Source organism: Agrobacterium sp. ES01, assembly GCF_050320885.1.
Classification (GTDB): domain Bacteria; phylum Pseudomonadota; class Alphaproteobacteria; order Rhizobiales; family Rhizobiaceae; genus Allorhizobium.
The window spans coordinates 71963-94025 of record NZ_JBNQTH010000007.1 but is presented as its reverse complement, the minus strand read 5'-3'; the positions used below and the strand labels follow the sequence as shown (position 1 = coordinate 94025).

21 protein-coding genes and 1 pseudogene are annotated in these 22063 nt (G+C 57.5%); 3 read left to right on the top strand and 19 right to left on the bottom strand.

What is annotated here, in order from left to right:
* Nucleotides 1-47: 47 nt before the first annotated feature.
* From ACQQ2Q_RS18565 to ACQQ2Q_RS18545, 5 genes are read right to left on the bottom strand one after another with little or no spacing between them, the layout of a single operon-like run.
* The gene (locus ACQQ2Q_RS18565; RefSeq protein ID WP_428188612.1) at nt 48-1073 is read right to left on the bottom strand and encodes an oligopeptide/dipeptide ABC transporter ATP-binding protein; all 1026 of its coding nucleotides are present in this window, start codon (nt 1071-1073) and stop codon (nt 48-50) included.
* On the bottom strand, nt 1070-2017 hold the full coding sequence (locus ACQQ2Q_RS18560; RefSeq protein ID WP_428188611.1) for an ABC transporter ATP-binding protein: 948 nt from the start codon (nt 2015-2017) through the stop codon (nt 1070-1072). The genes ACQQ2Q_RS18565 and ACQQ2Q_RS18560 overlap by 4 nt, the downstream gene beginning before the upstream one ends.
* The gene (locus ACQQ2Q_RS18555) at nt 2014-2889 is read right to left on the bottom strand and encodes an ABC transporter permease (RefSeq protein ID WP_428188610.1); all 876 of its coding nucleotides are present in this window, start codon (nt 2887-2889) and stop codon (nt 2014-2016) included. Before ACQQ2Q_RS18555 ends, ACQQ2Q_RS18560 begins: the two co-directional genes overlap by 4 nt.
* The gene (locus tag ACQQ2Q_RS18550; RefSeq protein ID WP_428188609.1) at nt 2889-3836 is read right to left on the bottom strand and encodes an ABC transporter permease; all 948 of its coding nucleotides are present in this window, start codon (nt 3834-3836) and stop codon (nt 2889-2891) included. Before ACQQ2Q_RS18550 ends, ACQQ2Q_RS18555 begins: the two co-directional genes overlap by 1 nt.
* Nucleotides 3836-5443, bottom strand: coding sequence for an ABC transporter substrate-binding protein (locus ACQQ2Q_RS18545; RefSeq protein WP_428188608.1), 1608 nt, complete (start codon nt 5441-5443; stop codon nt 3836-3838). Before ACQQ2Q_RS18545 ends, ACQQ2Q_RS18550 begins: the two co-directional genes overlap by 1 nt.
* Nucleotides 5444-5655: 212 nt before the next feature.
* Here ACQQ2Q_RS18545 and ACQQ2Q_RS18540 point away from each other — a divergent pair, with 212 nt between their 5' ends.
* Nucleotides 5656-6318 carry a GntR family transcriptional regulator gene (locus ACQQ2Q_RS18540; protein WP_428188607.1) on the top strand — a complete coding sequence of 221 codons (663 nt, stop codon included), beginning with the start codon at nt 5656-5658 and terminating at the stop codon, nt 6316-6318.
* 113 nt (nt 6319-6431) lie between these two features.
* On the opposite strand, the pseudogene ACQQ2Q_RS18535 reads toward ACQQ2Q_RS18540, so the two are convergent.
* The 8 genes and pseudogenes from ACQQ2Q_RS18535 to ACQQ2Q_RS18500 form a co-directional block, all read right to left on the bottom strand.
* Nucleotides 6432-6978, bottom strand: a pseudogene (locus ACQQ2Q_RS18535) (IS6 family transposase); the annotation flags it as partial.
* A 94-nt stretch (nt 6979-7072) separates the two neighbouring features.
* Nucleotides 7073-7585 (bottom strand): flavin reductase family protein, encoded by a 513-nt coding sequence (locus tag ACQQ2Q_RS18530; RefSeq protein WP_428188606.1) that lies wholly within the window; start codon nt 7583-7585, stop codon nt 7073-7075.
* A 12-nt stretch (nt 7586-7597) separates the two neighbouring features.
* Nucleotides 7598-8893: an LLM class flavin-dependent oxidoreductase gene (locus ACQQ2Q_RS18525; protein ID WP_428188605.1), complete on the bottom strand. Its 1296-nt coding sequence runs from the start codon at nt 8891-8893 to the stop codon at nt 7598-7600.
* Nucleotides 8894-8900: 7 nt separating this feature from the next.
* Nucleotides 8901-9662: an ABC transporter permease gene (locus ACQQ2Q_RS18520; RefSeq protein ID WP_428188604.1), complete on the bottom strand. Its 762-nt coding sequence runs from the start codon at nt 9660-9662 to the stop codon at nt 8901-8903.
* Nucleotides 9659-10456, bottom strand: coding sequence for an ABC transporter permease (locus tag ACQQ2Q_RS18515; RefSeq protein ID WP_428188603.1), 798 nt, complete (start codon nt 10454-10456; stop codon nt 9659-9661). Before ACQQ2Q_RS18515 ends, ACQQ2Q_RS18520 begins: the two co-directional genes overlap by 4 nt.
* A complete protein-coding gene (locus tag ACQQ2Q_RS18510; protein WP_428188602.1) occupies nt 10453-11478 on the bottom strand; it encodes an ABC transporter substrate-binding protein in 1026 nt (341 codons plus the stop codon). The genes ACQQ2Q_RS18515 and ACQQ2Q_RS18510 overlap by 4 nt, the downstream gene beginning before the upstream one ends.
* 47 nt (nt 11479-11525) lie before the next feature.
* Nucleotides 11526-12305 carry a class II aldolase/adducin family protein gene (locus ACQQ2Q_RS18505; protein ID WP_428188601.1) on the bottom strand — a complete coding sequence of 260 codons (780 nt, stop codon included), beginning with the start codon at nt 12303-12305 and terminating at the stop codon, nt 11526-11528.
* A 19-nt stretch (nt 12306-12324) separates the two neighbouring features.
* Complete coding sequence (locus tag ACQQ2Q_RS18500) at nt 12325-13251, bottom strand: ABC transporter ATP-binding protein (protein ID WP_428188600.1); 927 nt, start codon at nt 13249-13251, stop codon at nt 12325-12327.
* 567 nt (nt 13252-13818) lie between these two features.
* Between ACQQ2Q_RS18500 and ACQQ2Q_RS18495 the strand changes: the two genes are divergently transcribed.
* Nucleotides 13819-14211 (top strand): hypothetical protein, encoded by a 393-nt coding sequence (locus ACQQ2Q_RS18495; protein ID WP_428188599.1) that lies wholly within the window; start codon nt 13819-13821, stop codon nt 14209-14211.
* A gap of 483 nt (nt 14212-14694) precedes the next feature.
* Here the strand turns inward: ACQQ2Q_RS18495 and ACQQ2Q_RS18490 are convergent, their stop codons facing one another.
* From ACQQ2Q_RS18490 to ACQQ2Q_RS18465, 6 genes are read right to left on the bottom strand one after another with little or no spacing between them, the layout of a single operon-like run.
* Entirely contained in the window at nt 14695-15639 is a 945-nt protein-coding gene (locus ACQQ2Q_RS18490) for a nucleoside hydrolase (RefSeq protein WP_428188598.1), read from the bottom strand.
* Nucleotides 15639-16568 carry a cupin domain-containing protein gene (locus tag ACQQ2Q_RS18485; RefSeq protein ID WP_428188597.1) on the bottom strand — a complete coding sequence of 310 codons (930 nt, stop codon included), beginning with the start codon at nt 16566-16568 and terminating at the stop codon, nt 15639-15641. Before ACQQ2Q_RS18485 ends, ACQQ2Q_RS18490 begins: the two co-directional genes overlap by 1 nt.
* A complete protein-coding gene (locus tag ACQQ2Q_RS18480) occupies nt 16568-17821 on the bottom strand; it encodes a Zn-dependent hydrolase (RefSeq protein WP_428188596.1) in 1254 nt (417 codons plus the stop codon). Before ACQQ2Q_RS18480 ends, ACQQ2Q_RS18485 begins: the two co-directional genes overlap by 1 nt.
* Before the next feature lie 5 nt (nt 17822-17826).
* Complete coding sequence (locus tag ACQQ2Q_RS18475) at nt 17827-18708, bottom strand: alpha/beta fold hydrolase (RefSeq protein ID WP_428188694.1); 882 nt, start codon at nt 18706-18708, stop codon at nt 17827-17829.
* Nucleotides 18709-18746: 38 nt separating this feature from the next.
* Nucleotides 18747-19877: a pyridoxal phosphate-dependent aminotransferase gene (locus tag ACQQ2Q_RS18470; RefSeq protein WP_428188595.1), complete on the bottom strand. Its 1131-nt coding sequence runs from the start codon at nt 19875-19877 to the stop codon at nt 18747-18749.
* Nucleotides 19878-19882: 5 nt separating this feature from the next.
* Nucleotides 19883-20659, bottom strand: coding sequence for an SDR family oxidoreductase (locus ACQQ2Q_RS18465; protein ID WP_428188594.1), 777 nt, complete (start codon nt 20657-20659; stop codon nt 19883-19885).
* A 312-nt stretch (nt 20660-20971) separates the two neighbouring features.
* Here ACQQ2Q_RS18465 and ACQQ2Q_RS18460 point away from each other — a divergent pair, with 312 nt between their 5' ends.
* Entirely contained in the window at nt 20972-22054 is a 1083-nt protein-coding gene (locus tag ACQQ2Q_RS18460) for an ABC transporter ATP-binding protein (protein WP_428188593.1), read from the top strand.
* The last annotated feature ends 9 nt before the right edge of the window (nt 22055-22063 follow it).

The window sequence follows — 22063 nt, the reverse complement described above, 5'->3', positions numbered from 1 at the left end:
CCGATCAAAGAGGGAGCGGGTTGGGAAACGGGCAGGCGCAGCTGCCCTCAGCTATAGAGTGGAAAGAAGCAGGCGACCTCACGATCAGCTCGCGCCTGTACTAGCACGGGATCATCCCGCCCGCATTCCTGCCGGGCAAAGACGCAACGTCCGGCAAAACGGCAACCAGTCGGCAAATCCAATGGACTTGGGATTTCGCCTGGAAGCGGTTCCGTGATCGGAGCGAAGAATTCGGGCGCAGCAGTCCTGAGCGCACGCGCATAGGGATGGGCAGGATTGGCAAGCACTGCATTGGTCGGCCCCCTCTCGACGATCCGACCGAGATACATGATGGCGATTTCGTCGCACAGATAACTTGCGACACCGAGGTCATGGGTGATGAACAAAAGCGTCAGTCCCATTTCACGCTGGAGGCGGCGCAGCAGGTTGAGGAGTTGGGCCTGCGTCGAGACGTCGAGACCGGAAACAGCCTCGTCGGCAACCAGGACGGAGGGATTGGACGCCAGCGCCCGCGCGATAGCCACGCGGCGAACCTGCCCACCAGAAAGCCCCGCCGGATAGCGCTGCATGGCATCCTTTGCCAGACCGACACGGGCCAGCAACGCTGCGACGCGTTCGGGAATCTCCTCCTCCGGGCAGATGCCGAAATGGCGCAGCGGCTCGGCAACAAGGGCCGCGACCGACATGCGCGGATTGAGCGAACCACGAGCATCCTGAAAGATCATCGCCACGTCGCGTGCGAAATCCAAGCCATCGGCCCGCGCTTCGGCAATAGGGCGCCCGCCATAAAGCGCCAGCCCATCGCTCGGTTCCGTCAGGCCGAGAAGCACACGTAACAGCGTCGACTTGCCGGAACCACTTTCGCCCACCAACGCGATGCTCGCGCCGCGGGCGACTTTGAGGCGAACACCATCTAACGCTTTTAGCCCCTGTTTCTTGCGTCCGAACAAACCGCTCGCACGCGTTATCTGGTAGACCTTCTGGACGTCGAGAAGTTCGAAAACACCGGGTTCTGCGCCAATGCCGCCCGCGTGCAGCACAGTGTTGGTTTCCTTTGGAAGTACGTGGTTCATTCAGGGTTCCAGCAGGCAATAGCCCGCCCCTCTGTCTCGATGAGTGCAGGCTTTTCCGTCGCGCAGCAGTCCAGTGCGCGGGGACAACGGGTCGCGAAGCGGCAGCCTTTGGGCATGGCGTCGTAGGCTGGCACATTGCCTTCCGGCGGTGTCATCTCCTCCACTCCGATTTCCAGAACGCAGGATTTCAACAGGCGCGTATAGGGGTGAAGCGGGTTGCGGAGCACGGTTGCGCAATCACCGGCTTCCATCACCTGACCGGCATACAGCACAACAATGCGGTCACAGGCTTGACTGGCCAGGGCCAGATCGTGCAGCACGAAGATGCAGCTTGCGCCACTGGCGCGGGTCTGATCGAGGATGAGCTGGACGATCTGCGCCTGAATGGTCACATCAAGGGCCGAGGTGGGCTCATCGGCAAAGAGCAGATCCGGTTTGCAGCCGAGTGCAATTGCCACCATGATGCGTTGTTGCATGCCGCCGGAAAGCTGATGGGGATAGGCCGAGAGCCGGGCGACCGCGTCGTTGATGCCGACATCCTTCATCAACTCCACGGCCCTTTCTCTTGCTTCTTTCGCACCAAGGCCCAGCTTGCGGCGCAGAACTGACATCAACTGGCTGCCAACGGTGTAGCAGGGGTTAAGAGCGGTTCCGGCATCTTGAAAGACCATGGAGAGGCGAGAGCCGCGCAGGCGCGTCCACTCCTTTTCCGGCAGGTTGAACAAGTCCACCTCGTCATTGAACCGGGCACTTCCGTCAATGGCGACGGCGCGGCGATCGAGGAGCCCCATCAGCGCCATGGCAATCGTCGATTTACCCGCACCGCTTTCTCCCACCAACGCCAGCGTTTCCCCACGCTTCAGTGTCAGTTTAACGTCATCGAGAATTTTCTTGTGGCCACGATGCAGGGTCAGCCCGTCGATTTCGAGCAAACAATCTGTCATGCGCCGTTCCTCAGTTTAGGGTCGAATTCCTCGCGCACGCCGTCGCCGACAACGGACAGGGCAATGAGCAATATGGCCAGCGCCATGCCGGGCACCCCCGACATCCAGGGAGCAAAACTGACGAAACCGCGTCCTTCGGCAATCATCAAACCCCAATCGGGTGTCGGCGGAGTGACGCCAATGCCAATAAAAGAGAGCGAGGCCGAAACCAGGATGGCTTCTGAAATTCGGATCGTAATCTGAACCGCGAGCGGAAACACGACGTTGGGCAGAATGTGTCGCCATACGATCTGAAGGCGCGAGATGCCCATGAGGTCCGCCGCCTCGACGAAAAGCTGCACGCGCACCTGCATGACGTCTGAACGGACTGTGCGGGCGAACGGACCGATCAGCGACAATCCCACAGCAAGGATTACCTTGTCGACGCCCTGACCGAGAATGGCGATGAAGGCCACGGCCATGACCAGCGACGGCAGCGCCAGGATTGAATCGATCAACCGCATGAGAACCCATTCGAGCCAACCGGAGGAAAGACCCGCAGCCATGCCGAGAACCAGGCCGCCGACAGCGCCGAGCAGTACCGAAAGCAGACCGATCATCAGCGCATAGCGTGCACCATGAATGACGCGGCTGAGAAGATCCTGCCCGAAACTGTCCGTGCCAAGCCAGTGCGGTATACTGCCAACCGGCACCATCATCGCGTCGATGTTCTGCTCGACAGGACTGAAGGGCGCGATCCAGGGTGCAAAGACGGCGGCGATGACATAAGCGAGCGTGACCAACAAGGCCAAGGTGAAGAACGGCCGGCGTATGAAGAAGGAGCTTCTGGCGGAGCCGGATGACGGCGCAAACGTTGCTTTTGTGGAACTCATTATCGTGCCCTCAGCCGGGGATCGAGGAACGGATAGGACAGATCGACCAACAGATTGACCAGGATAAACAGGGTTGCCGTCATCATTACGCCTGCTTGCACAACCACATATTCGCGCCCGAGCACCGCTGCGGTGATCATCTGGCCAATGCCCGGCAGATTGAACACGGTTTCGGTCAATACTGCGCCCTGAAGCAGCGCGCCAAGCTGAAGCCCGAGCATCGTTGCAAGCGGCATGGCGATGTTGCGAACACCGTGAACCCAGATAACACGCCATTCCGGCTCGCCACGGGCCCGCGCTGCCGCGATATAGGGTTGCTCCATGACCTCGATCAGCGTGGCACGCGTCAGGCGAACGATCATCCCGACGAAATAGGTTGAAAGCGTCATCGCCGGCAAGATCATGTGATAGGTGCCGCCGACGAAGTCTTCCCACGGCGCCACGAAGCCCATGACCGGGAAGAGCCCGAACTTCACCGCAAAGACCCAGATCAGCAGAATGCCCAGAAAGAAAGAGGGAAAAGCCGTCACGGTCAGCGCCCATGACGCGACGCCGATATCCCATACGGTATCCTTGCGCACGGCAGATAGAACCCCAAGCGGAACCCCTGTGACCACGGCAAGGCCGAGAGCGGCTGCGGCCAGGGTCAACGTGACAGGCAAGGCTTCAACGAATGCGTAGGTGAAGATATCAACGCGGGCGATGTAGGACGTACCCCAGTCGCCCGTCATGAAATTGCCAGCCCAGGTGAGATACTGTTCGAACACAGGCCGATCGAGGCCCAGTTCACGCATGATCGAGGCATGGGCTTCCGGGGAATATTCTGAACCGAGCAGAATCTGGACCGGATCGCCCGGCGCCAGCTTCAACAAGGTGAAGCTGGCGACGGAGACGATAAACAGGACCATGAGTGTCTGCGCGATCTTCGAGAAGATCTTGCGAAGCATCAGGTGAGGCTCATTCCATGCAGGTTGATCAGGTCGGCAGGAATGTAGTTGAAGCCCTCAACCTTGGTGCTGAACACCTTGTAGATCGGCATATGCGTGAGCATTGCGATGGGCGCCTCGTCGATCAGGAGATCCTCGGCGGCATTATAGAGTTTGGACCGCTCCTTCACGTCGAGAATGCCCTGCGCTTGGGCGCACAGCTGGTCGAAATTGGTGTTTACCCAGCCCGGATAGTTCCACGAACCATCGGAGCGGAATTCCGGATAAAGCGTTTCATCCGGATCAAGGTCGGCGACCCATTCGAAGTCGAACATGTCGAAGTCACGATCGTTGCGACGTTGCACCCACGCGGTCGGTTCCATCAACTCAAGCTTGGCCTTGATGCCGATCTCCGCCAGCATCGGCACGATGGTCTGGGCGACGCGGGTCGAAACGGCCGTGCGCTCTGACATGATGTAGACTGCCTCAACCTCACCCTGGTTCGCAGCTTTGGCACGAAATGCCTTTGCCTTGTCCAAGTCGAAATAATGGCCACGGCCCGACGAGGCGATATTGGGATCGAAAAAGCCCGTCATCGGCGGTGAGATCGGTGTGAAAGCCTGCTGGGCGCGGCCGAAATAAGCCTGCTTGATGACCGTTTGGCGATCAATCGCATAGGCAACGGCGCGACGAAGATTGACGTCTTCGAAAGGTCCTTTGCGAGTGTTCATGCCGACAAAGGAATAGTTTCCTTCAATGCCGCCATAAACCTTTGCTCCGGGAAAGGCTTCGACCTGCGGGAGAAGCTGGAGCGGGCAATTCGACATGCCATCGATCTGGCCGGCCATGAGAGCGGCGACCGCCGTCGAGGCCTCACGCATGATCAGGAAGGTCGCCTTGGCGATCTTCGGCATGCCCGGCTCGAAATAGTCGGGGTTGGCTTCGAGCTCGATCGAGTCGTTTTCGCGCCAACTGACGAATTTGAATGGACCGGTTCCAACAGGGTTACGGCCGTAATTTGCACCATATTTCTGCACGGCAGCCGGGCTGACGATGGTACCGGCGCGACCGGTGGAGCCGGTCAGTGCGACAGGCAGGAAGGCATAAGGCTTGGAGAATTTCAGACGCACCGTTAGCGGATCGACAATCTCGATTTCCTCGAGAAGTGCCAATTTCCAGGCATGGGGCGACTTGGGTTCACCCGACTTGACACGCAGAAGAGAAAATTTGACCGCCTCGGCATCGCATGCTGTGCCATCGTGGAACGTCACGCCGTCCCGTAGCTTGAACAGATGCGTCTTTTCATCTTCAAGCACCCATTCTTCAGCCAAATCTGGCTCGAAGCGCACAGCCTCACCGTCATAGGTGACCTTGAGCAGACCATTGTGGATGTTGTTTATGACCTGAATGGCATTCAGGAAGCCGGTAAAATGCGGATCGAGTGTATCGATGTGTGAAAGGGATGCAATGCGAATATGCCCGCTTTGGGCCGCTTGCGCCATGCCGGGTAGCAACCCGGCGCCAGCACCGGCAACTGCTGCGGCGCCGACACCCTTCAAAAAACTGCGTCGACGCATTTGGGCGGAAATGCGTGCTTCGAGAATGCTCTTGTGATCTGTGTCGTCCATGACGTTCCCCTGGTTTTTGTCGCTCCTTCCAAGGTTGTTTCAAAGCCCAGATCATGGCCGTTGCGGCCCAAATCGAGCACCTCTGCAGGCCTCTCTCAACTTCAAGAGGCACGGCTGCATTGGTCTCCCTATCGCATTCGCATTTTTTTTGTTAAATTCATATTGTCAGCATATGTATACATAAACAAGAGAAAAGTGTTTCTGTGACAAAAATGGGTGTTCAAGCACAGGGTCGAGCAGCCGATCTGGTCCATGCAATGATCGTAGAGCGCATCGTCACCGGCATAATGCGCCCGGGAGAGATGCTGAGCGAAAAGGCACTTGCGGACGACTTCAATACGTCCCGAACGCCGGTGCGCGAAGCACTGCACCGATTGAGCGCGGAAGGACTGGCGGAGCGTGGCGCGCGCAGGGCTTTTATCGTCAAGCGCATGGATATGGACGCATTGCAGGCGCTCTTTGAAGCAGTTGGTGACCTTGAAGCGCTCATGGCCGGAAAGGCCGCCCTGCGCATGACTGAGATCGAGCGTCAGATGCTGTCCTCGATTGTCGAAGAAGGTGAGCGACATGCGAGTGACCCTGTTGCCTATGCCGCCATCAACACACAATTTCACGCCGCCATCAGTGCCGGTGCGCACAACCCCATCCTTTCGGCAACTCTCGCCGAACTGAACCTGAGAACCCTGCCATGGCGCGGTGCGCAGTTCAGTAATCGCTCCAACCGGATGAAAAGTTCGCGCGCAGAGCACAGGGCAATTTGCGAAGCCATCGCCGCACGCGACGCTGGAGCGGCCGAAAATGCCATGCGGAGACATGTGGCCGCTGCACTCATGGTCATTTCCGAGGTCCTCGCAGAAACCGAGCACGAGGGATGACGGCGCTGGCATCGCCTTAATCTGGCACAGCCCGTGACGGTTGCTTCGGTATGAGTTTCGCACTTTAAACGACAGGGCGATCTCACGCCGGGTGGTATTGGCGTGCACGCGGAGTTGGCGATATGGCCGTGGGTTGAGACGAAATGCCGGTATTGCCGCGCCGACTTGAACCGCATCATGCGTCTCTCTCGTCCTCGTACGGAAAGGTGAGAATTCCCGGCCCGATTTTTGGATCCTTTATGCGAACGGTGCTCCACACACGGCATGTGTCATTACCTTGCGGCAGAGTAAGAGCGTAGCTTGTCAGTGACCACTTCGCATGGCTTGATGCCTTTTCTTTTCAGCAGTTTACGCATCAGACGAAGAGCAGCTCCCTTGCTTGTGCGGCTTTGCAGCAAGGCATTGAGAACGTAGCCGTTGGCATCGACGGTGTGCCACAATCAGTATTTCCGTCCCTTTATGGGCAGGACCACCTCATCGCGATGCCATTTATCAGCAAAATTGCCGCGGGACCGCCGACGAAGCTGATGGTCTAACTTCAGGCGAAATTTCTGCGGCGGTCGGAAACGACACGTCCATCCCGCACTCTGCAAGCAGGTCGTGCACGTGGCGCAGACGCAGCAGAAATCGATAATAGAGCCATATTACATGTGCGATTATCTCGGCTCAGAAGCGGTGGCGCTTATAGCCTTGACGAAGTGGACGGCCTGAAGGCGCCAGCGCGTGAAGCGCCCCGGCCCACTCATCATTCATATTACCCATCATTCTCACAAGTTACATAGCGACGTTGGCAGTAAAGAAGTGCTGCATCCCTTTGGTGGCAACGGATATCGATTACGCGACCAAAGATCACGCGGTGTGTGCCTTCATCGACAGCATGCGAAAATTCGCATTCGAAGCTTACCAGCGCATCCTTCAAAACGGGAACCCCGGACAGACCTTCGCCCCATTCACCCGAGCCGAAACGATCGGCCATCGGTGTCTTGCCGCCGAACAGATTGGAAAGGCTCTGATGGCCCGGCATCAGTGTATTGATGCAAAAGAACCGCGCCCGTTGAAAAGCTGGAAAGCAGGAACTGCTGCGATTGATACACAGCAGCAGCGTGGCGGGTGCATCACTGACACTGCAGACTGCAGAGGCGGTGAAGCCGAATGGCCCATCGTCCGTGCGTGTCGTCGCGATATTGACGGCGGCACCAAGTCTGGACATGCCGTTTTTGAAATCGCTGCTTTCCACAGCTTCGTAACAATGATCCATAAGACCCATATGGAAATCTCCCTAAGCGCGTGACGGACGTTGAAAACCCATGCGGTCACGCAACGTCTTTCCCTCATATTCCGTGCGAAAGAGACCGCGGTCCTGCAGGATTGGCACAACCATATCGACAAAGTCAGTAAGCCCGTCAGGGAAATGCGATGGCATGATGTTGAAGCCGTCGGCAGCGCCGGTGGTGAACCACGTTTCCAGTGTATCGGCAATATAGTCCGGCGTTCCACATAGAACCCAGTGGCCTCGCGCGGCAGCCATCAGGTTATAGACATCACGCAGGCGCATGTTTTCGCGCTTGGCCTTGTCGAGCATCACTTTCGCAAACGCATGGTAATTATCCGATGGCTGCAGATTGTCAGGGATCGGTCCATCAAGGTCATAAATGCTCATATCGATACCAAAACGATCACTGAGCAGAGACAAAGCATTTGTTTCGCTGATGAAGCCTTGCAATTGTGCAAGTTTGTCGTGGGCTTCTCGCTCCGTGCGCCCGACAATGGGCATGACGCCCGGCAGGATCACCATGGAGTCTGCAGCACGTCCGTATTTCGCCAGGCGGTCCTTGACTGAACGATAGAAGGTGCGAGCCTCGTCGATATCCTGCGTTACGGAGAACACCAAATCCGCCGATTTGGCCGCCAGTTCCTGACCGGGAACGGAGCCGCCTGCCTGAAGCACAATTGGATGCCCCTGAGGCGAGCGGCTGATGTTGATCGGTCCCTTGACCTTGAAATGCGTGCCTTCATGGTCGAGTGCACGCACTTTGGATGCGTCGATATAGGTGCCGGTCTCACGATCGGCGACGATCGCGTCGTCCGCCCAGCAGTCCCATAGACCACGAACGACGGTCAGGAACTCTTCGGCGATCTCGTATCGTTTTGAATGGTCGGGATGAATGGTGCCGAAATTTGCAGCGGCGGCCGGATTGGCTGTGGTAACCGCGTTCCAGGCTGCCCGCCCGCCACTCAGATGGTCGAGCGATGCAAAGACACGGGCAACCGTGAAGGGGTCGCTATAGGTGGTCGATACGGTGGCGCCGAGACCGATGTGCTTCGTCGCACCGGCGACGGCTGACAGCAGCGTCAGCGGCTCCAGCCTTGCAGTGTAGGACGGGTGAGCGGCAGGATCAGCGTTCAGGTTGTCACCCATGAAAATCAGATCGAACAGACCTCGCTCTGCCTCGACGGCGATCTGCTTGACCATGCCGATGTCTTCAAAACTGTCTATCGCGCCCGGTATTCGCCAGCCTGCAATATGGCTACCGGTTCCCAGGAGAAACAGACCGAAATGTATCTTGCGTGTCATACTATGCCTACTTCCAGAATACGTAGCGGCGTTCCACGAAGCTGATCACGCCAAAAAAGGCGAGACTGATCGAGGACGCGACGATGATGGCGGCCCAGACCTTGACGAAGTCGATCTGCAGCACCGCTTGATAGATAACCCAGCCCAAACCGCCATAAGCCCCGAGCATCTCGGTGACGATGGCCACGATCACGCTGCGGACGGTGGAAACACGCATGCCGGCGATGATGAGTGGCAGCGCTGTTGGCAGACGCAGGCGCCAGAGAATGGCGAGCTGACTTGCGCCAAACGAGCGGATGAGGTCCACCGACTTGCGGTCGACGCGATCAAGACCCGCGATGGTGCTGAGAAAGATGGTAATGGAAACAGCGACCGCGACCATGACGATCTTGGAGGCCATGCCCATGCCGAACCACAGGAGAACCAGCGGCGAATAGGCGACCACAGGCACGGAATTGATCGCCGTTGCCAAGGGCACGATAACGCTGCGGACGTTTGGGAGCATGCTTGCCAGAACCGCAAGGGCCATGCCGATAAGGCAGCCGATCACATAGCCCGCCAGCGCTTCTGATGCGGTGAAGCGGGCAGCCTGGAGCAATGTAGCTGCATCGCCAGCCATCCCGCTCAAGATGCTGGAGACGGATGGCAATACATAGGCCGGAAGGTCGAGTCCGCGAGCCGAGAGTTCCCAGATCGCGGCCAGCATCAGGGCGCCGGCAATTCCCCGTCCGACCTGGCGGGCGCTATCGGATCGATGAAAGGTCATCATTGTTCGTTACCCCAGAAAACAATTCTGCGTTCGGCAAGGGAAACAATGCCGTAGAGGCCCATGCCAAGGCATGCCGAGACCACGATAGTGGCCCAGATACCGACCATGTTTTCATTGTACATCGCTTGAAGGAGCAGCACACCAAGACCGGTCGTGTCACCGAACCACTCGCCGACGATCGCGCCGACCAGGGCAAGTGACGACGCAAGTTTCAGCGCCACGAAAAGCTGCGGCAACGCAGAGGGAAGATAGAGACGGCGCAGGATCTGTCCGTCGCCAGCGCCGAAACTGCGCATCAATTGCACCTGACGCGGATCAACGGCGGAAAAGCCGAGCATGGTGTTGACCGTCACCGGCAAGAAGCTGATGTAGAAGGAAATGACGGCCTTGGCGAGCAGAGTATTGCCGAACCAGAGAACAACAACAGCGCCGAAAGCGATCACAGGGATTGTCTGGGAGACCACGAAAAGCGGAAAAAACAGTTCTTTCAGCGTGTTCCAACGATGAAATATGATCGCCATCAATACACCAAACAGACTGCCGGCAACAAAGCCCAGCGCCGTTTCCAAAAAGGTGCGCCAGAGGCCGGATATATAGGCGCCAGGTGTGGCCATGATCGCCAGTGCGATCGCCGACGGTCTTGGCAGATAATAAGGGCGAATGTCGAACGCCATGACGATGGTCTCGATCGCGAGCACGCCAACAGCCAGCCACAGGATCGGTTTCACTATCGCGTAGATCCTGCCCGTCATATCGACGGGCAGGTCTGCTGCTAATCTGCGTGTGCCGCTCATAGGCGCCTTTCCTCGGCAGGGATCTTGTCGACGAAGGTCGAGTTGAAGGTCGTATCGAGATCGACCGGTTTTGAGATCACACCATATTCGGCCATCAGTTCGTTGGCCGAGCCGACAGCATCCCGGTCGATGGTGAAGAGACCTTCGCTACCGCCCTTGCCCGCCGTCATAAGGGTCTTGATTTCCGCCAGCATGTATTCCTGCTGGGCGCGATCAAGCGTCGGCGCAATGTTCATGATTATGTCGATGGCGCCCTTCTGATCGGCCAAGGCGTCCTTCCAGCCCCTGACGCTGGCACGCAGGAACTTTTCAACCAGTTCCGGGCTGTCGGCGGCAGTCTTTTTCGAAACGATCAGAGTATCGCGAGGGAAAGAGACACCGCTGTCTTCCGGGACGAAGATGTTCAGATTATCGGCACCGACGCGCTGCTTGATCAGGTAAAGCTCATTGTATCGGGTTGCCGTGGCAACGTCGACTTGCTTGTCGACGAATGGGGTGACGGAAACCTGCTGGGGCTGAATGTCGACGTCCTTCGGATCGATGTCGTTCTTCGACAGCATTGCCGACAGAACGTGATTGGCGCCGGTGAACCAGGTGGTGACCTTCTTGCCCTTGAAGTCAGCAATTGTTTGTACCGGACCATCCTTGTGCGAGACGAAGACGAACGGGGTAATCTGATGGGCGACGCCGATGCAAACGATGGGCAGACCCTTGTCGCGTGCAGCAAAGACGCTGTCGGTCCCGCCGGAAAGGCCGAAAGTGTCAGCTCCGGTGGCAACCAGGTTTTCAGTGAGAAGGTTCGGGCCTCCAGGATTGATCGTCAGGTTGATGCCTTCGTCCTTGTAGTAGCCTTTCTCCAGCGCGACGTAGAAGCCGGCAAATTGGGCCTGGGTCAGCCATTTCAGACGAAGGCTGGCATCAACCATGTCCTGGGCAACTGCTGGAACAGCCGTCATGGTCATGGCCTGAAGACCAAAGGCGGCCGCCGCAAAGGCGGCAAGTACGTTACGTCTCTTAATCATGGAACCTCTCTGTTGGTTGTTTGATTTTGATTGTCCCCCACCCAAATTCATTGCCGGTAGTCCGATCCCTCCCGATCCAGTTGCCTCAGGAAGGCCGGCCACTCCCGTTCACCGGCAATCAGAATGTCGCCCTTGCTCTCCCAGAACTGGCGGGCTGCCTTTTCGCAAACTTCAGGCGACGGCGTAATTAGCGCCGCACCGGATGCCGAGGCCGCCTGCAGGTCCAGTTGAATGCGGGCTGCACGCTCGAAATAGTAGAGCAGCATGAAGGCTTCGCCGGGCGTTCGGCCTATTGTGAGAATCCCGTGATTGCGCATCAGCATTACCTTGTTGTCACCGAGGTGGCGGATCAAGCGCGCTTGTTCATCGAGGTCGATCGCAACGCCCTCATAGTCGTGGAAGGCCTGGCGCTGGTAGAAGCGCATGGCAAACTGACTGAGCGGCAAAAGTCCGTCCGTCTGGCAGGAGACAGCTACGCTGGCATCCGAATGCGTGTGCAGCACGCAGACGGCATCGTGGCTTGATTTGTGGATAGCCCCGTGAATGACGAAGGCGGCCTTGTTGACCGTATACGGTGTGTCGTCGAGCTTGTTGCCCTCGGTGTCGATCCGCACAAGGCTAGAAGCGGTAATTTCCTCAAACAGGAAGCCGTAAGGGTTGAGCAGGAACTGGCTATCCTGACCGGGCACCCGCATCGAGATGTGATTGTAGATCAGGTCGTCCATTCCAAACCGCGCCACCATGCGGTAGCAGGCGGCGAGATCTACCCGTGCCTTCCATTCGCTTTCCGGGATATGGCTGGGGCGACCTGCATAATGATCGGTCATCGTCTGTTCCTTGTCTGTCTCAGTGTGCGGCAACCTGGAAGGACTTCATGCTCTCTTCCTCGATGGCTTCGAGCAGCGTCTTCTTCAGTGCAATGAATTCGGGGGAGGTCACAATGTCGGCCTTTCGCGGGCGCGGCAGATCGACCGCCTGCTCGAGTTTCACCTTGCCCGGACGGGCGGTCATCACCAGCACGCGATCACCAAGGAAGATGGCTTCGTCCACATCGTGCGTGATAAAGAGAACCGTGCGTTTGTACTTTTGCCAGACATCCAGCAGCCAGCGCTGCATCATCGTACGGGTCAGGGCGTCCAGAGCCCCGAACGGTTCGTCGAGCAACATCAGGTCGCGCTTGAACAGGAAGGTGCGCATCAAAGCCACGCGCTGGCGCATACCGCCCGAGAGCTGATTGGGATATTGCGCCTCAAAACCGGACAGACCGAATTCCGGCAACATATCCATGGCTTGGCGGCGCGCTTCTGCCCGCGACATGCCCTCGATCTCCAGCGCAAGGATCGCGTTGTCGATCACATTTCGCCACGGCAACAGCAGGTCACGCTGGGGCATGAATGACACTTGGCCGAGCAGGTCGGAAGCGGATGAACTCTTGCCCTTCAGCCTCAGGATATTGCCGGGATCGGGCTCTTCAAGCCCAGCCAGAATATTGAACAACGTGCTTTTGCCACAACCGGAGGGACCGACTACGGTTACCAGTTCGCCCGGATTGATCTGGACTTCGAGATCCTTCAGCGCACTGACGGTGCCGAAGGTCTTCGATACATTACGAAGCTCGATCAGAGGCTGATCTTTCGGCGGGGCAGCTTCAACTGGCTCTGCATGGACAACGGCCCTCGTTACTGCCGGTTTCAGCACGTCGAACAAGCCCAATGCGCCGGAGCGAAGTCCTCGAAAATTGTCGCCTGCCAAAACCATGGCGTCGTTTGTCATTCGCGGCATTCCTTCTGCATGCAGTTATTCCTATTAAGGATACATGCAATAGGCATGCCAGACTCGATTGCCCTAAATTTCCGCGTTATATTCCCGGCGCCTACGAAAAAAATCGGCAGTTGACAGTTAATAACCGTGCATATGACGCATGTTTAGGCAGACAAATATCCATTTAGTCTATTTTTGCATCCTATAAATATGTTTTATGTACACCATACGAATCTTCCCACACGTCAAGTCTCTGTTTTTGACATCTAACGTCTGAGGGACAGAGCGGCGGCCTTCCGTGGCACCCGATTTGCTCCGTCTGATCCAGGGGCGAGCCGAATACCGGACTGCCCTCTTCGTCACCGAAGGCGCGAAAAGATCAAGGAGACGCCTTTCATGCAAGCCAACCCAACACGTGTCGCCTACGTTGCCCACTTGCCTAATGAACCAGAATGCCAAGGTCAGCGAATTCGTCCGATGTGCCGGCGTGTTCTCGCCGCTGGTGGAACGCCTGGTCAAGACGGGATACGAGCTGCAACAACTGCCTTGCCCGGAGATGAGCCATTTGGGTGCAGTTCGATGGTGGCTTCGCGCAAACAATACGACACACCGGGCTATCGTCGCCTTTGCCGCAAGCTGGCCAAGGGTGTGGTGGATCTCGTGACAATGCACCAGGATGCCGGTTACGGCATCGTCATTATCGCTTTGGATGGAAGCCCCTCCAGCGGCATACGGCTGACCAGCACCAAGGCCTCATGGGGTGGACGCCCCGAAGGCGCTGTGAACGGCGGCAGCGAGCGGAGACCAGGCATGGGCATTTCGATGGAAGAACTGAAGTTCAAGTTCGAGGCACGCGGTCTGTCATTTCCTCGTGCGACCGGAGTTGCAATGGACGCACAAGATTTCAATCTCGACAAGGCAATGGTTGAATTCGACTCATTCCTGCTAGGCGAAGAGGTGACGGCAACATGATCCGCGAGGACCTGAGAAGCCGCCGGCTGGCCGTTGTGCCGGATTTCATCGTCAACCCGAGCTCAGCACTCTATGGACCCCACAGGATCGAGGCGCCCACGCATTTTGTGAGCGCTGTGATGGCGCACGGATGGCGTCATCAAGATGCCACTGCATGTCGCCAGCGCTTCGATATGCGAAGACCTGATAGAGATTTGCGTCGGCGACATCGTCGATTGCCAGAAGAACGGTTATGTCATTATCATCATCTACGCTAAGGGCCTGCCGTAAAGCGGTGTCTGGCTGGAGAGCCTGAGCGCACATTTTGGTCGGCTCGGCAAAGAACTGCCGCCAGTGGTGACCATCAGTATCAATGCCTCCCCTGACGAAGCCGATCTGCTGGAAAAGGCCTTGTCTTCCGTCGCGTGACGGAAAACAAAAAACCAGCGCCGAAAGCTAATCTTTCGGCGGCCCTGCCAAAGAAACTATCTTAATCCAAAATGCTTATTCTTCGGCGAAGGCCTGCTTCATCATCTGGAAGAATCCCTCATTTGACGCTGCCTCGATCACCCGCGCATTCACTTTATATTCCGGCCATCGATTGCCCAATACGGGCGGGTGGATAGCGGAAAATCCGCGCGTGATCTCACCGGATGTCTCGATGCGCACCACAGCCTCGCGGGCAGATTCGATCAGGTCCGGGTTGAGGGCGCAAGCGCAGGTCAGCGAATCCGGATGGGTACTGAGCGGTCGGCCGTAGCGGGCTTCGGCAGTTTGCCGCGGAACGGCTGAGACCTTGCGGTAGAATTCCGACAAAGGGGTGTTCATCGCGAAAATCTCGTCGAGTTGATCGGCTTCGAACAGGCTCGACCGCATTGTGAGCGTCCATGTCGACAGGGTAATGTTGAACCCGGCCTCAAACACGATCTTCGCCGCCTCTGGATCGATGAAGAAATTGTATTCGGCGCAAGGTGTAATATTGCCAACTGAATTGTCGGTGCCGCCCATGATCCAAAGATGGCGAACCGCCTTTGCAATGCGTGGCTCCTTCATGACAGCCAGCGCTATGTTGGTGAGTGGGGCCTGTGCCAAAATATCGATTTCGCCCGGTTCCGCCATTACCTTTTCAATGATGGCGTCAACGGCATGCATCGTTTCGGGGCGCTGGCGCGCTATCGGAAAATTGGCGCCGCTCATGCCGTCATTGCCGTGCATGGTCGAGGCCTCCCACGGCTTCACCATGGGACGCCGGGCTCCGCAATAGACCGGCACTTTGCCGGAAAAGCCAGCCGCCTCGATGGTCGCAAGCGCATTTTCGACCTGCTGGTCAAACGGCACATTGCCAACGCAAATGGTGACCGCTTCCAGTGTGGAGCCGGGGGTGTTCATCGCCAACAGGAGCGAATAGGTGTCATCGCCCGCCGTATCTGTATCAATGATCAGCCGCATCAGAAGAACTCGAAGCCCATGGTGCGGGCGTGGTAGTAGAAACCACCATCCTGCACGATCAGAAATTCCGCACGGGTGCTCCCCTCATTGTGGTGGCTATGTTTTGCGGCTGGTGGCGTGACAAGCGTTGCCCAGGGCGACCAGTCGCATTTTTGTCCTCCAACCATCGAGTAAGCGGGATCGCCTGCGATGACCAAGGTAATGGCCGCCGAATTATGCTTGTGCGGAGGCTGCTCACTCTTCGGCTTCAATGTGTTGAGCGAGAGCGTCATCGTCGGGGTAATATTCCGCGCGGCCTCGGTTCGCTCGGCCGAGAAAATAAGCGCATGGCCCGACGTGGAGGTGTTGGCGTTGGAGCTGTAGACCACATCCAGTTGATGGGCGATTTCATCGGCCGGATAGTGGACAAACTCGACTGCTGCGTTCACGCCGGTTATGGGGGCCGATGCGTCGAATTTCAGCTGAGGATCGTTGCCCACGGCCCAAAACAGGCTGTCCTCATCTGCAATGATCATGGATTCGATACCGCCGGGCAGAAGGAATACGTCCCCTTTCGAAAGTGACACTTTTTCGTCACTCAAAGTCAGGCTTGCCTTGCCCTTGATCATGTACCAGATCGAGGCCGTGGCCGCGAGGGTCGTGTCGAGCGCGCCGCCAGCCTTCACCACCGCGTATCGCGCCAGGAGCAGCGGTGTCGTGGCCGGAAAGCCGCATTCCATCTGGTCCGACTGGTCGCAAAGGATGAAGCCGGTTGCGACCATCCTCAAGGCTTCGCACGGTTCGTCCCGGAAAATGCGCCCGCGGACTGGTGGCAGCTTGATGTTGAAGGCATTGCCGGAGTTGAAATAACGGCTTCGGGCTTCGGCTGCATTTTTCGGGTCGCGCGGTAATTGAACCGGCATTTCGGCCATATCATCGACAGTGCTCATCATGCGTCTCCTTGGTGGGAAGAAAGGCCTGTTTCCTGAAGAAGCAGGTCGAGAAGGACGGCTGCGCCGGCCGCGACATGATCCGGCTGCGCCCATTCCTCCGGGTGATGGCTAATACCACCCTGGCAGGGAATGAAGATCATGGCACTGCGCGTGAGAGGTGCCAGCTGCCGCGCATCATGCCCGGCGGCCGAGAGAAGATCGAGATGGTGAAACCCGTGGCGTTTTGCCGAGGAACGGATGGCATTCATGAGACCGCTATCGAAGTCATTCGACGGCGCGTCAACCAGACGACGTATATTGAAACTGCACGGTGTAGCTTCTTTGATCAAGATTGCTTCCAGCTGCGTGTCCAATTGGTCGAGAAGAGCATTGCTCGGGTGGCGCAGGTCGATCCGGAAAGTCACTTTGGCCGGCACCACTGACGGCGCGTTAGGCTCGACCATCAGGCGTCCAATAGTGAATTTTACCTTGTCGTCGACGGCCATGGCCTGCTGCATCATCAAGGCGACGCGCGCAAAGGCTTGAACGGCATCCTGGCGACGCTCCATTGGCTCTGTGCCGGCATGTGCCTCGCGCCCTGCGATCGTCACCTCGTAGGTTTTCTTGCCCTGGATGCCCGTCACGATGCCGATAACGGCACCGGACTTCTCTAAAAGATCGGCCTGCTCGATATGCGGTTCGATATAGGAATGGATGGGGAAACCGAGTGGACGATGCTCCATGTCTGGAAATGCTTCATGGACCCGCGTCAATGCCTCGCCGACACTGACGCCATCCGCATCGCGAACGGCAAGAACATCATCGAGGCTACGCAACCCAGCAAACAGTTCAGAGCCCATCATACCGGGCGCAAAGCGGCTGCCTTCCTCATTCATCCATCCAACGACGACGATGGAGCGCTCTGGTGCAAGATTAGCCTCGACGATGGCGGTTACGGCCTCAAGAGCTGCCAAAGTTCCGAATGCTCCGTCAAAAAGGCCGCCCGTCGGCTGAGAGTCGATATGACTGCCGGCGACGACGGGCGCTAGTTGGGGAGCAGAACCTTTGAATGTCAGGAAAAGATTGCCGGCGGGATCAGTGGAAGGCACGAGGCCAGCCTCTGTGCCCCAGGCGATCACACGGCGCCAAGCGCGGATTTCTTCCACCGAAAGCGCCTGCCGGTTGACACCGCCGTTTGGCAACGCACCGTCTTGCCCGAGCGCCATTAGGCGTTTCCATAACCGGTCAGCGGAAATCCTGGGCGGCGTCATGATGCTTACTCCGTGCGCATGACCTGGCCGGGATCGGCGCGCGGATCGCGAACGGTCCAAGCACCCTGCTCAACCTGGGCGATGAAATCGGAAACCAGCGCATTAAAAAGTGCGGGCTCTTCCAGATTGAGCGTATGCCCCGTCTTGGGAAGGATCGCGAGACCGGACGCAGGCAACATCTTCTTCAGATAGATGGACGGCTGCAAACAATGATCATCTTCGTCGCCGCTCATCACCAGTGCCGGCACCATCATCCGCTTCAGTTCATCTTCAAGATCCCAAAAGGACGGGCGTCGGCACTGAACGCCCCGCATGGTGTTTGCAGCACCGACGGCGGAATGCCTGGACAGGCGATCGGCAAAGGCTGCCCATCCGCGCGGATCCTTGTTCTGGAACTGTACGCGGCTGGCACCAAGCGCGTAGATTTTCGAAAATTCGACTGGATCCTTCTCGAAGTTCTCAGCGACCTTCAAAGAGGTATTACGGAAGTAATCCGCCGTTTCCCGTTCGGTGCCATAACCTGCGCCGGCAATGGTCAGCGAAAGCGCCCGATCAGGTGTGCGCAGCCCGAAATGAAGCGTGGCAAAGCCGCCCATGGAAAGGCCAATGATGTGCGCCTTTTCTATCCCCAGGTGATCGAGGATCGCCACCGCATCGTCAGCTGCAATCGACTGAGAATACATTTCCATAGCGGCTGGGATATCCGACGGCGCGTAGCCGCGCGCCGCATAGGTTATGCAGCGATGCCGACGCGCGAAGAAGCTCATCTGGGGCTCCCACGCATCGTAATTGCCACCGAATTCGTGGATGAACAGGATCGGCGTACCGCTTTCCCCTGCGGTTTCGTAATAGAGCTTCGTTCCATCCTTGGCGGTTGCGAACATAATGACCTCTTTGCCTCGTCTCGTCGTTTGTCGCGCCGACCCTAAAAGAGGGCTGGAACGTCGTTAAGTGTACGGGCGGTTTCAATATAGCGCGGCAGGCCCTCGCAGAAGCGCTCAGCCCATGCACCGGGCACCGACGTTGACACCTTGATGAAGCGGTCACCAAATGCGGCCGTGTGGTAGCGCCCCTGGCGGATCATCACACCCTCGCGACGGGCTGCTTCGACGATTGCCTCGGGTGAGACACCGGTGGAGATTGTCTCCAGTACGAGAAAATTACCGTGCGATACCGGGATCGGAACAGAAAGCCCTGCCTCCTTTGCTGCGGCAATGATCATCGTCTTGTTGTCGCGGTCGATGCGGCGCACATCCTCCATCCATTCCGCTTTCACCGAAAGGCCGGCTATGGCCGCGCGCTGGGCCACAACCGAAGCACCCAACACCGATGTCGAGGCGGCTGAAAATTCGTCAACCAGCTTTGGTTCGGCAACCAGAGCGCCGATGCGAATGCCGGCCAGGCCCAGCCATTTGGAGAAGCTCAGCGACACGACGGTGCCTTCGGGTGCCACCTGCAATACCGGCGTATGGCCATCGGCAAAGTCGCGATAGGTGCAGTCGTGAATCATCAAGGCGCCGACCGACCGGGCAATCTCGGCAAAGGCCTTGATCTCGTCACGGTCATAGCGAATGCCGAGCGGGTTGTTGGGATCAACGATATAGATGATTGCGCAGCGCTCATCGACGGCCGCACGTAGTGCGTCCGGCGTCAGCTTATATTGGGTGGCCGGATCATAGATCGGTATCTGGATCACCTCGGCACCTGCCTGCTCGGCAAACATGCACGGCCACTTCCACGTCGGATCGGTCGTCACAAGTGTTGTGCCAGGCCTCGCGCGCGCCTTGCAGATCATGGCCAGCGCATTGACACCACCTTCGGTGACAAGCGCTTCGGATGCGCCCGCACCCAGATCTGCAACGATGGCACTGCGCAGCGCTTCAAAACCCATCGGTGGGGCATAAGCATTGAACTCGCCGGCCTGAATGGAGCGGATCATCGCCTCTGCAACCGCCGGATGGGCGGGTACGTGATTTGTATTCTGCCCCATCCACGCCAGATCCGGCGTGGAGAATAGGTCGTCGAAATAGCGGTTCCGGGTACGTGCGTCAGCCATGGCGGTCAGATCACCGAGCCACGAGCAGCGATGCCGCCGTCGATGGTGACGACTGTTCCGCTGATGTAACCGGCCTTGGGCGAAGCCAGAAAGGCGCAGAGATCGGCAACTTCTTCCGCTGTTGCCGGACGCTTGCCGGGATATTTGTCATAGAGCTCTTCCCAACGCGATTCGTCGCCCAGCATGTCTATGGCTTTGCGCTTCATAATCTTGAACATCCGTGCTGTATCAACGGGACCAGGATTAACGCCGACGACCCGGATACCGTCGTCCATGCTGCGGCCTCCGAGCGCCTTTGTGAAGCTCATCAAGGCCGCATTGCCAGTGGAGCCTGCGAAATATGCAGCATCCCAATTTTCGCCGGAATTGCCAATGACGTTGATGATCACGCCGCCTTTACCCTTGCGACGGGTCCAGAAAGCACGCGCCAGCGTGATATAACCGAAGACCTTGAGGTCGAAACCGCGGCGGATCGCTTCGTCGCTCACGTCCTCGAGGTTGCCGGCCGGAATGTCGCCTGCATTGTTCATCAGAATGTCGTAGTCGCCGCACGCCTTGTCGAGCGTGACCATAGCTTCCGTGGTGCCCAGATCTGCCTCGTGGACCGTCACTTTGACAGGATATTGCGCCAGCTCCGCCTTCAACTCTTCCATGGCGGCGCCATTACGTGCGGCGAGGTGTAGGTGGCACCCTTCAGCTGCCAGAACTTTTGCAATCGCATAGCCGATGCCCTGCGACGCTCCCGTGATCAGCGCCGTCTTTCCAGCAAGGTTGAGTTCCACCTTCTTCTCCTATCTGAATACATATATCTATATTCTGCATACTCAAATTTTCATGTCTGTCCATTATTTTTCCACCTTGCGAGCCATTTTCTTTCGTAAGAGCACCGGAGCTTGAGGAGAAAGTTGATTTTGCATAGATTTTACGCAGACATGATGGGCATATTGACTTATTTTTCGCCAAATAATGAAAATTCTGCGGAATTCTTATTTTTGTATACGAATTGCTATTGCGAGGATACGGAAATGCCATCAAGGTCAGTTCAACGGCTCAAAAGGCCGCGATCCATTTTTCACGACGACGGAATTATCCTCATGGCAGACGTGTCCCTCAAGAATGTGGGAAAGACCTATGAAAAGGCCCAGGCCAATACGATCGAGGGTCTGAACCTAGACATTCATAGTGGCGAGTTCGTCGTTCTCGTCGGCCCCTCCGGTTGCGGTAAGTCGACAACGTTGCGGATGATCGCAGGTCTCGAGGAACTTTCAGACGGACAGATCTGGATTGCCGACCGCCGCGTCGATGAACTGGAGCCACGCGAGCGCGACATCGCAATGGTTTTCCAGAACTATGCGCTCTACCCCCATATGACTGTGGCGCAGAACATGAGTTTCGGTCTGCGTCTTGCAGGAATGGACAAGGCAGAAATTCGAGAGCGCGTAGATAATGCAGCAGAAGTACTTGATATAGCAGCACTGTTGGAGCGGCGACCCAAGCAATTGTCCGGTGGCCAGCGTCAACGCGTCGCCATGGGCCGGGCGATGGTTCGCGATCCTGCCGTGTTTCTGTTCGACGAACCTCTCTCCAATCTTGACGCCAAGCTGCGCGGGCAGATGCGTGCGGAAATCCGTCGCCTGCACAAGCGTCTGAATGCGACCACCATCTATGTCACACACGATCAGGTGGAGGCCATGACGCTCGCCGACCGTGTCGTGGTGCTCAACAGGGGCCGGATCGAACAGCAGGGCACCCCGTTCGAACTCTACGAACGGCCCGCCACGCGTTTTGTCGCAGGCTTCATCGGCAGCCCAACCATGAATTTTTTACCGGCGATGGTCATTTCAAAGGGCGGCGTGCCCGTAGTGAAACTGGGTGACGTCTCTGTTGCGGTTCCCGAGCAGCGCATGGACGCCATCGCGGATTACGTGGGCCGTTCAGTGGAGATCGGGCTCAGACCGGAGCATTTTCTAGCCGACGGCAAGGGCGAATTTACGGTGCCGGTTGACATGGCAGAATTGCTGGGGCCCACCACGCTTGTTCACTTCACGCTTGAGGGCGTCACCTGCTGCGCCATGCTGCCGCCGGAACTGGCTGTGGCAGAGGGCGAACTGCAATCCCTTCACATAGCATCCGGGCGCATGTCGATATTCGATCCGGATACCGGCCGTGCACTCTGACACGTCCCG

Coding starts and splice junctions, on each gene's coding strand:
- ACQQ2Q_RS18565 (WP_428188612.1), bottom strand. CDS start 1,073: ATGAACCACGTACTTCCAAAGGAAACCAACACTGTGCTGCACGCGGGC.
- ACQQ2Q_RS18560 (WP_428188611.1), bottom strand. CDS start 2,017: ATGACAGATTGTTTGCTCGAAATCGACGGGCTGACCCTGCATCGTGGC.
- ACQQ2Q_RS18555 (WP_428188610.1), bottom strand. CDS start 2,889: ATGAGTTCCACAAAAGCAACGTTTGCGCCGTCATCCGGCTCCGCCAGA.
- ACQQ2Q_RS18550 (WP_428188609.1), bottom strand. CDS start 3,836: ATGCTTCGCAAGATCTTCTCGAAGATCGCGCAGACACTCATGGTCCTG.
- ACQQ2Q_RS18545 (WP_428188608.1), bottom strand. CDS start 5,443: ATGGACGACACAGATCACAAGAGCATTCTCGAAGCACGCATTTCCGCC.
- ACQQ2Q_RS18540 (WP_428188607.1), top strand. CDS start 5,656: ATGGGTGTTCAAGCACAGGGTCGAGCAGCCGATCTGGTCCATGCAATG.
- ACQQ2Q_RS18530 (WP_428188606.1), bottom strand. CDS start 7,585: ATGGGTCTTATGGATCATTGTTACGAAGCTGTGGAAAGCAGCGATTTC.
- ACQQ2Q_RS18525 (WP_428188605.1), bottom strand. CDS start 8,893: ATGACACGCAAGATACATTTCGGTCTGTTTCTCCTGGGAACCGGTAGC.
- ACQQ2Q_RS18520 (WP_428188604.1), bottom strand. CDS start 9,662: ATGATGACCTTTCATCGATCCGATAGCGCCCGCCAGGTCGGACGGGGA.
- ACQQ2Q_RS18515 (WP_428188603.1), bottom strand. CDS start 10,456: ATGAGCGGCACACGCAGATTAGCAGCAGACCTGCCCGTCGATATGACG.
- ACQQ2Q_RS18510 (WP_428188602.1), bottom strand. CDS start 11,478: ATGATTAAGAGACGTAACGTACTTGCCGCCTTTGCGGCGGCCGCCTTT.
- ACQQ2Q_RS18505 (WP_428188601.1), bottom strand. CDS start 12,305: ATGACCGATCATTATGCAGGTCGCCCCAGCCATATCCCGGAAAGCGAA.
- ACQQ2Q_RS18500 (WP_428188600.1), bottom strand. CDS start 13,251: ATGACAAACGACGCCATGGTTTTGGCAGGCGACAATTTTCGAGGACTT.
- ACQQ2Q_RS18495 (WP_428188599.1), top strand. CDS start 13,819: ATGGTGGCTTCGCGCAAACAATACGACACACCGGGCTATCGTCGCCTT.
- ACQQ2Q_RS18490 (WP_428188598.1), bottom strand. CDS start 15,639: ATGCGGCTGATCATTGATACAGATACGGCGGGCGATGACACCTATTCG.
- ACQQ2Q_RS18485 (WP_428188597.1), bottom strand. CDS start 16,568: ATGAGCACTGTCGATGATATGGCCGAAATGCCGGTTCAATTACCGCGC.
- ACQQ2Q_RS18480 (WP_428188596.1), bottom strand. CDS start 17,821: ATGACGCCGCCCAGGATTTCCGCTGACCGGTTATGGAAACGCCTAATG.
- ACQQ2Q_RS18470 (WP_428188595.1), bottom strand. CDS start 19,877: ATGGCTGACGCACGTACCCGGAACCGCTATTTCGACGACCTATTCTCC.
- ACQQ2Q_RS18460 (WP_428188593.1), top strand. CDS start 20,972: ATGGCAGACGTGTCCCTCAAGAATGTGGGAAAGACCTATGAAAAGGCC.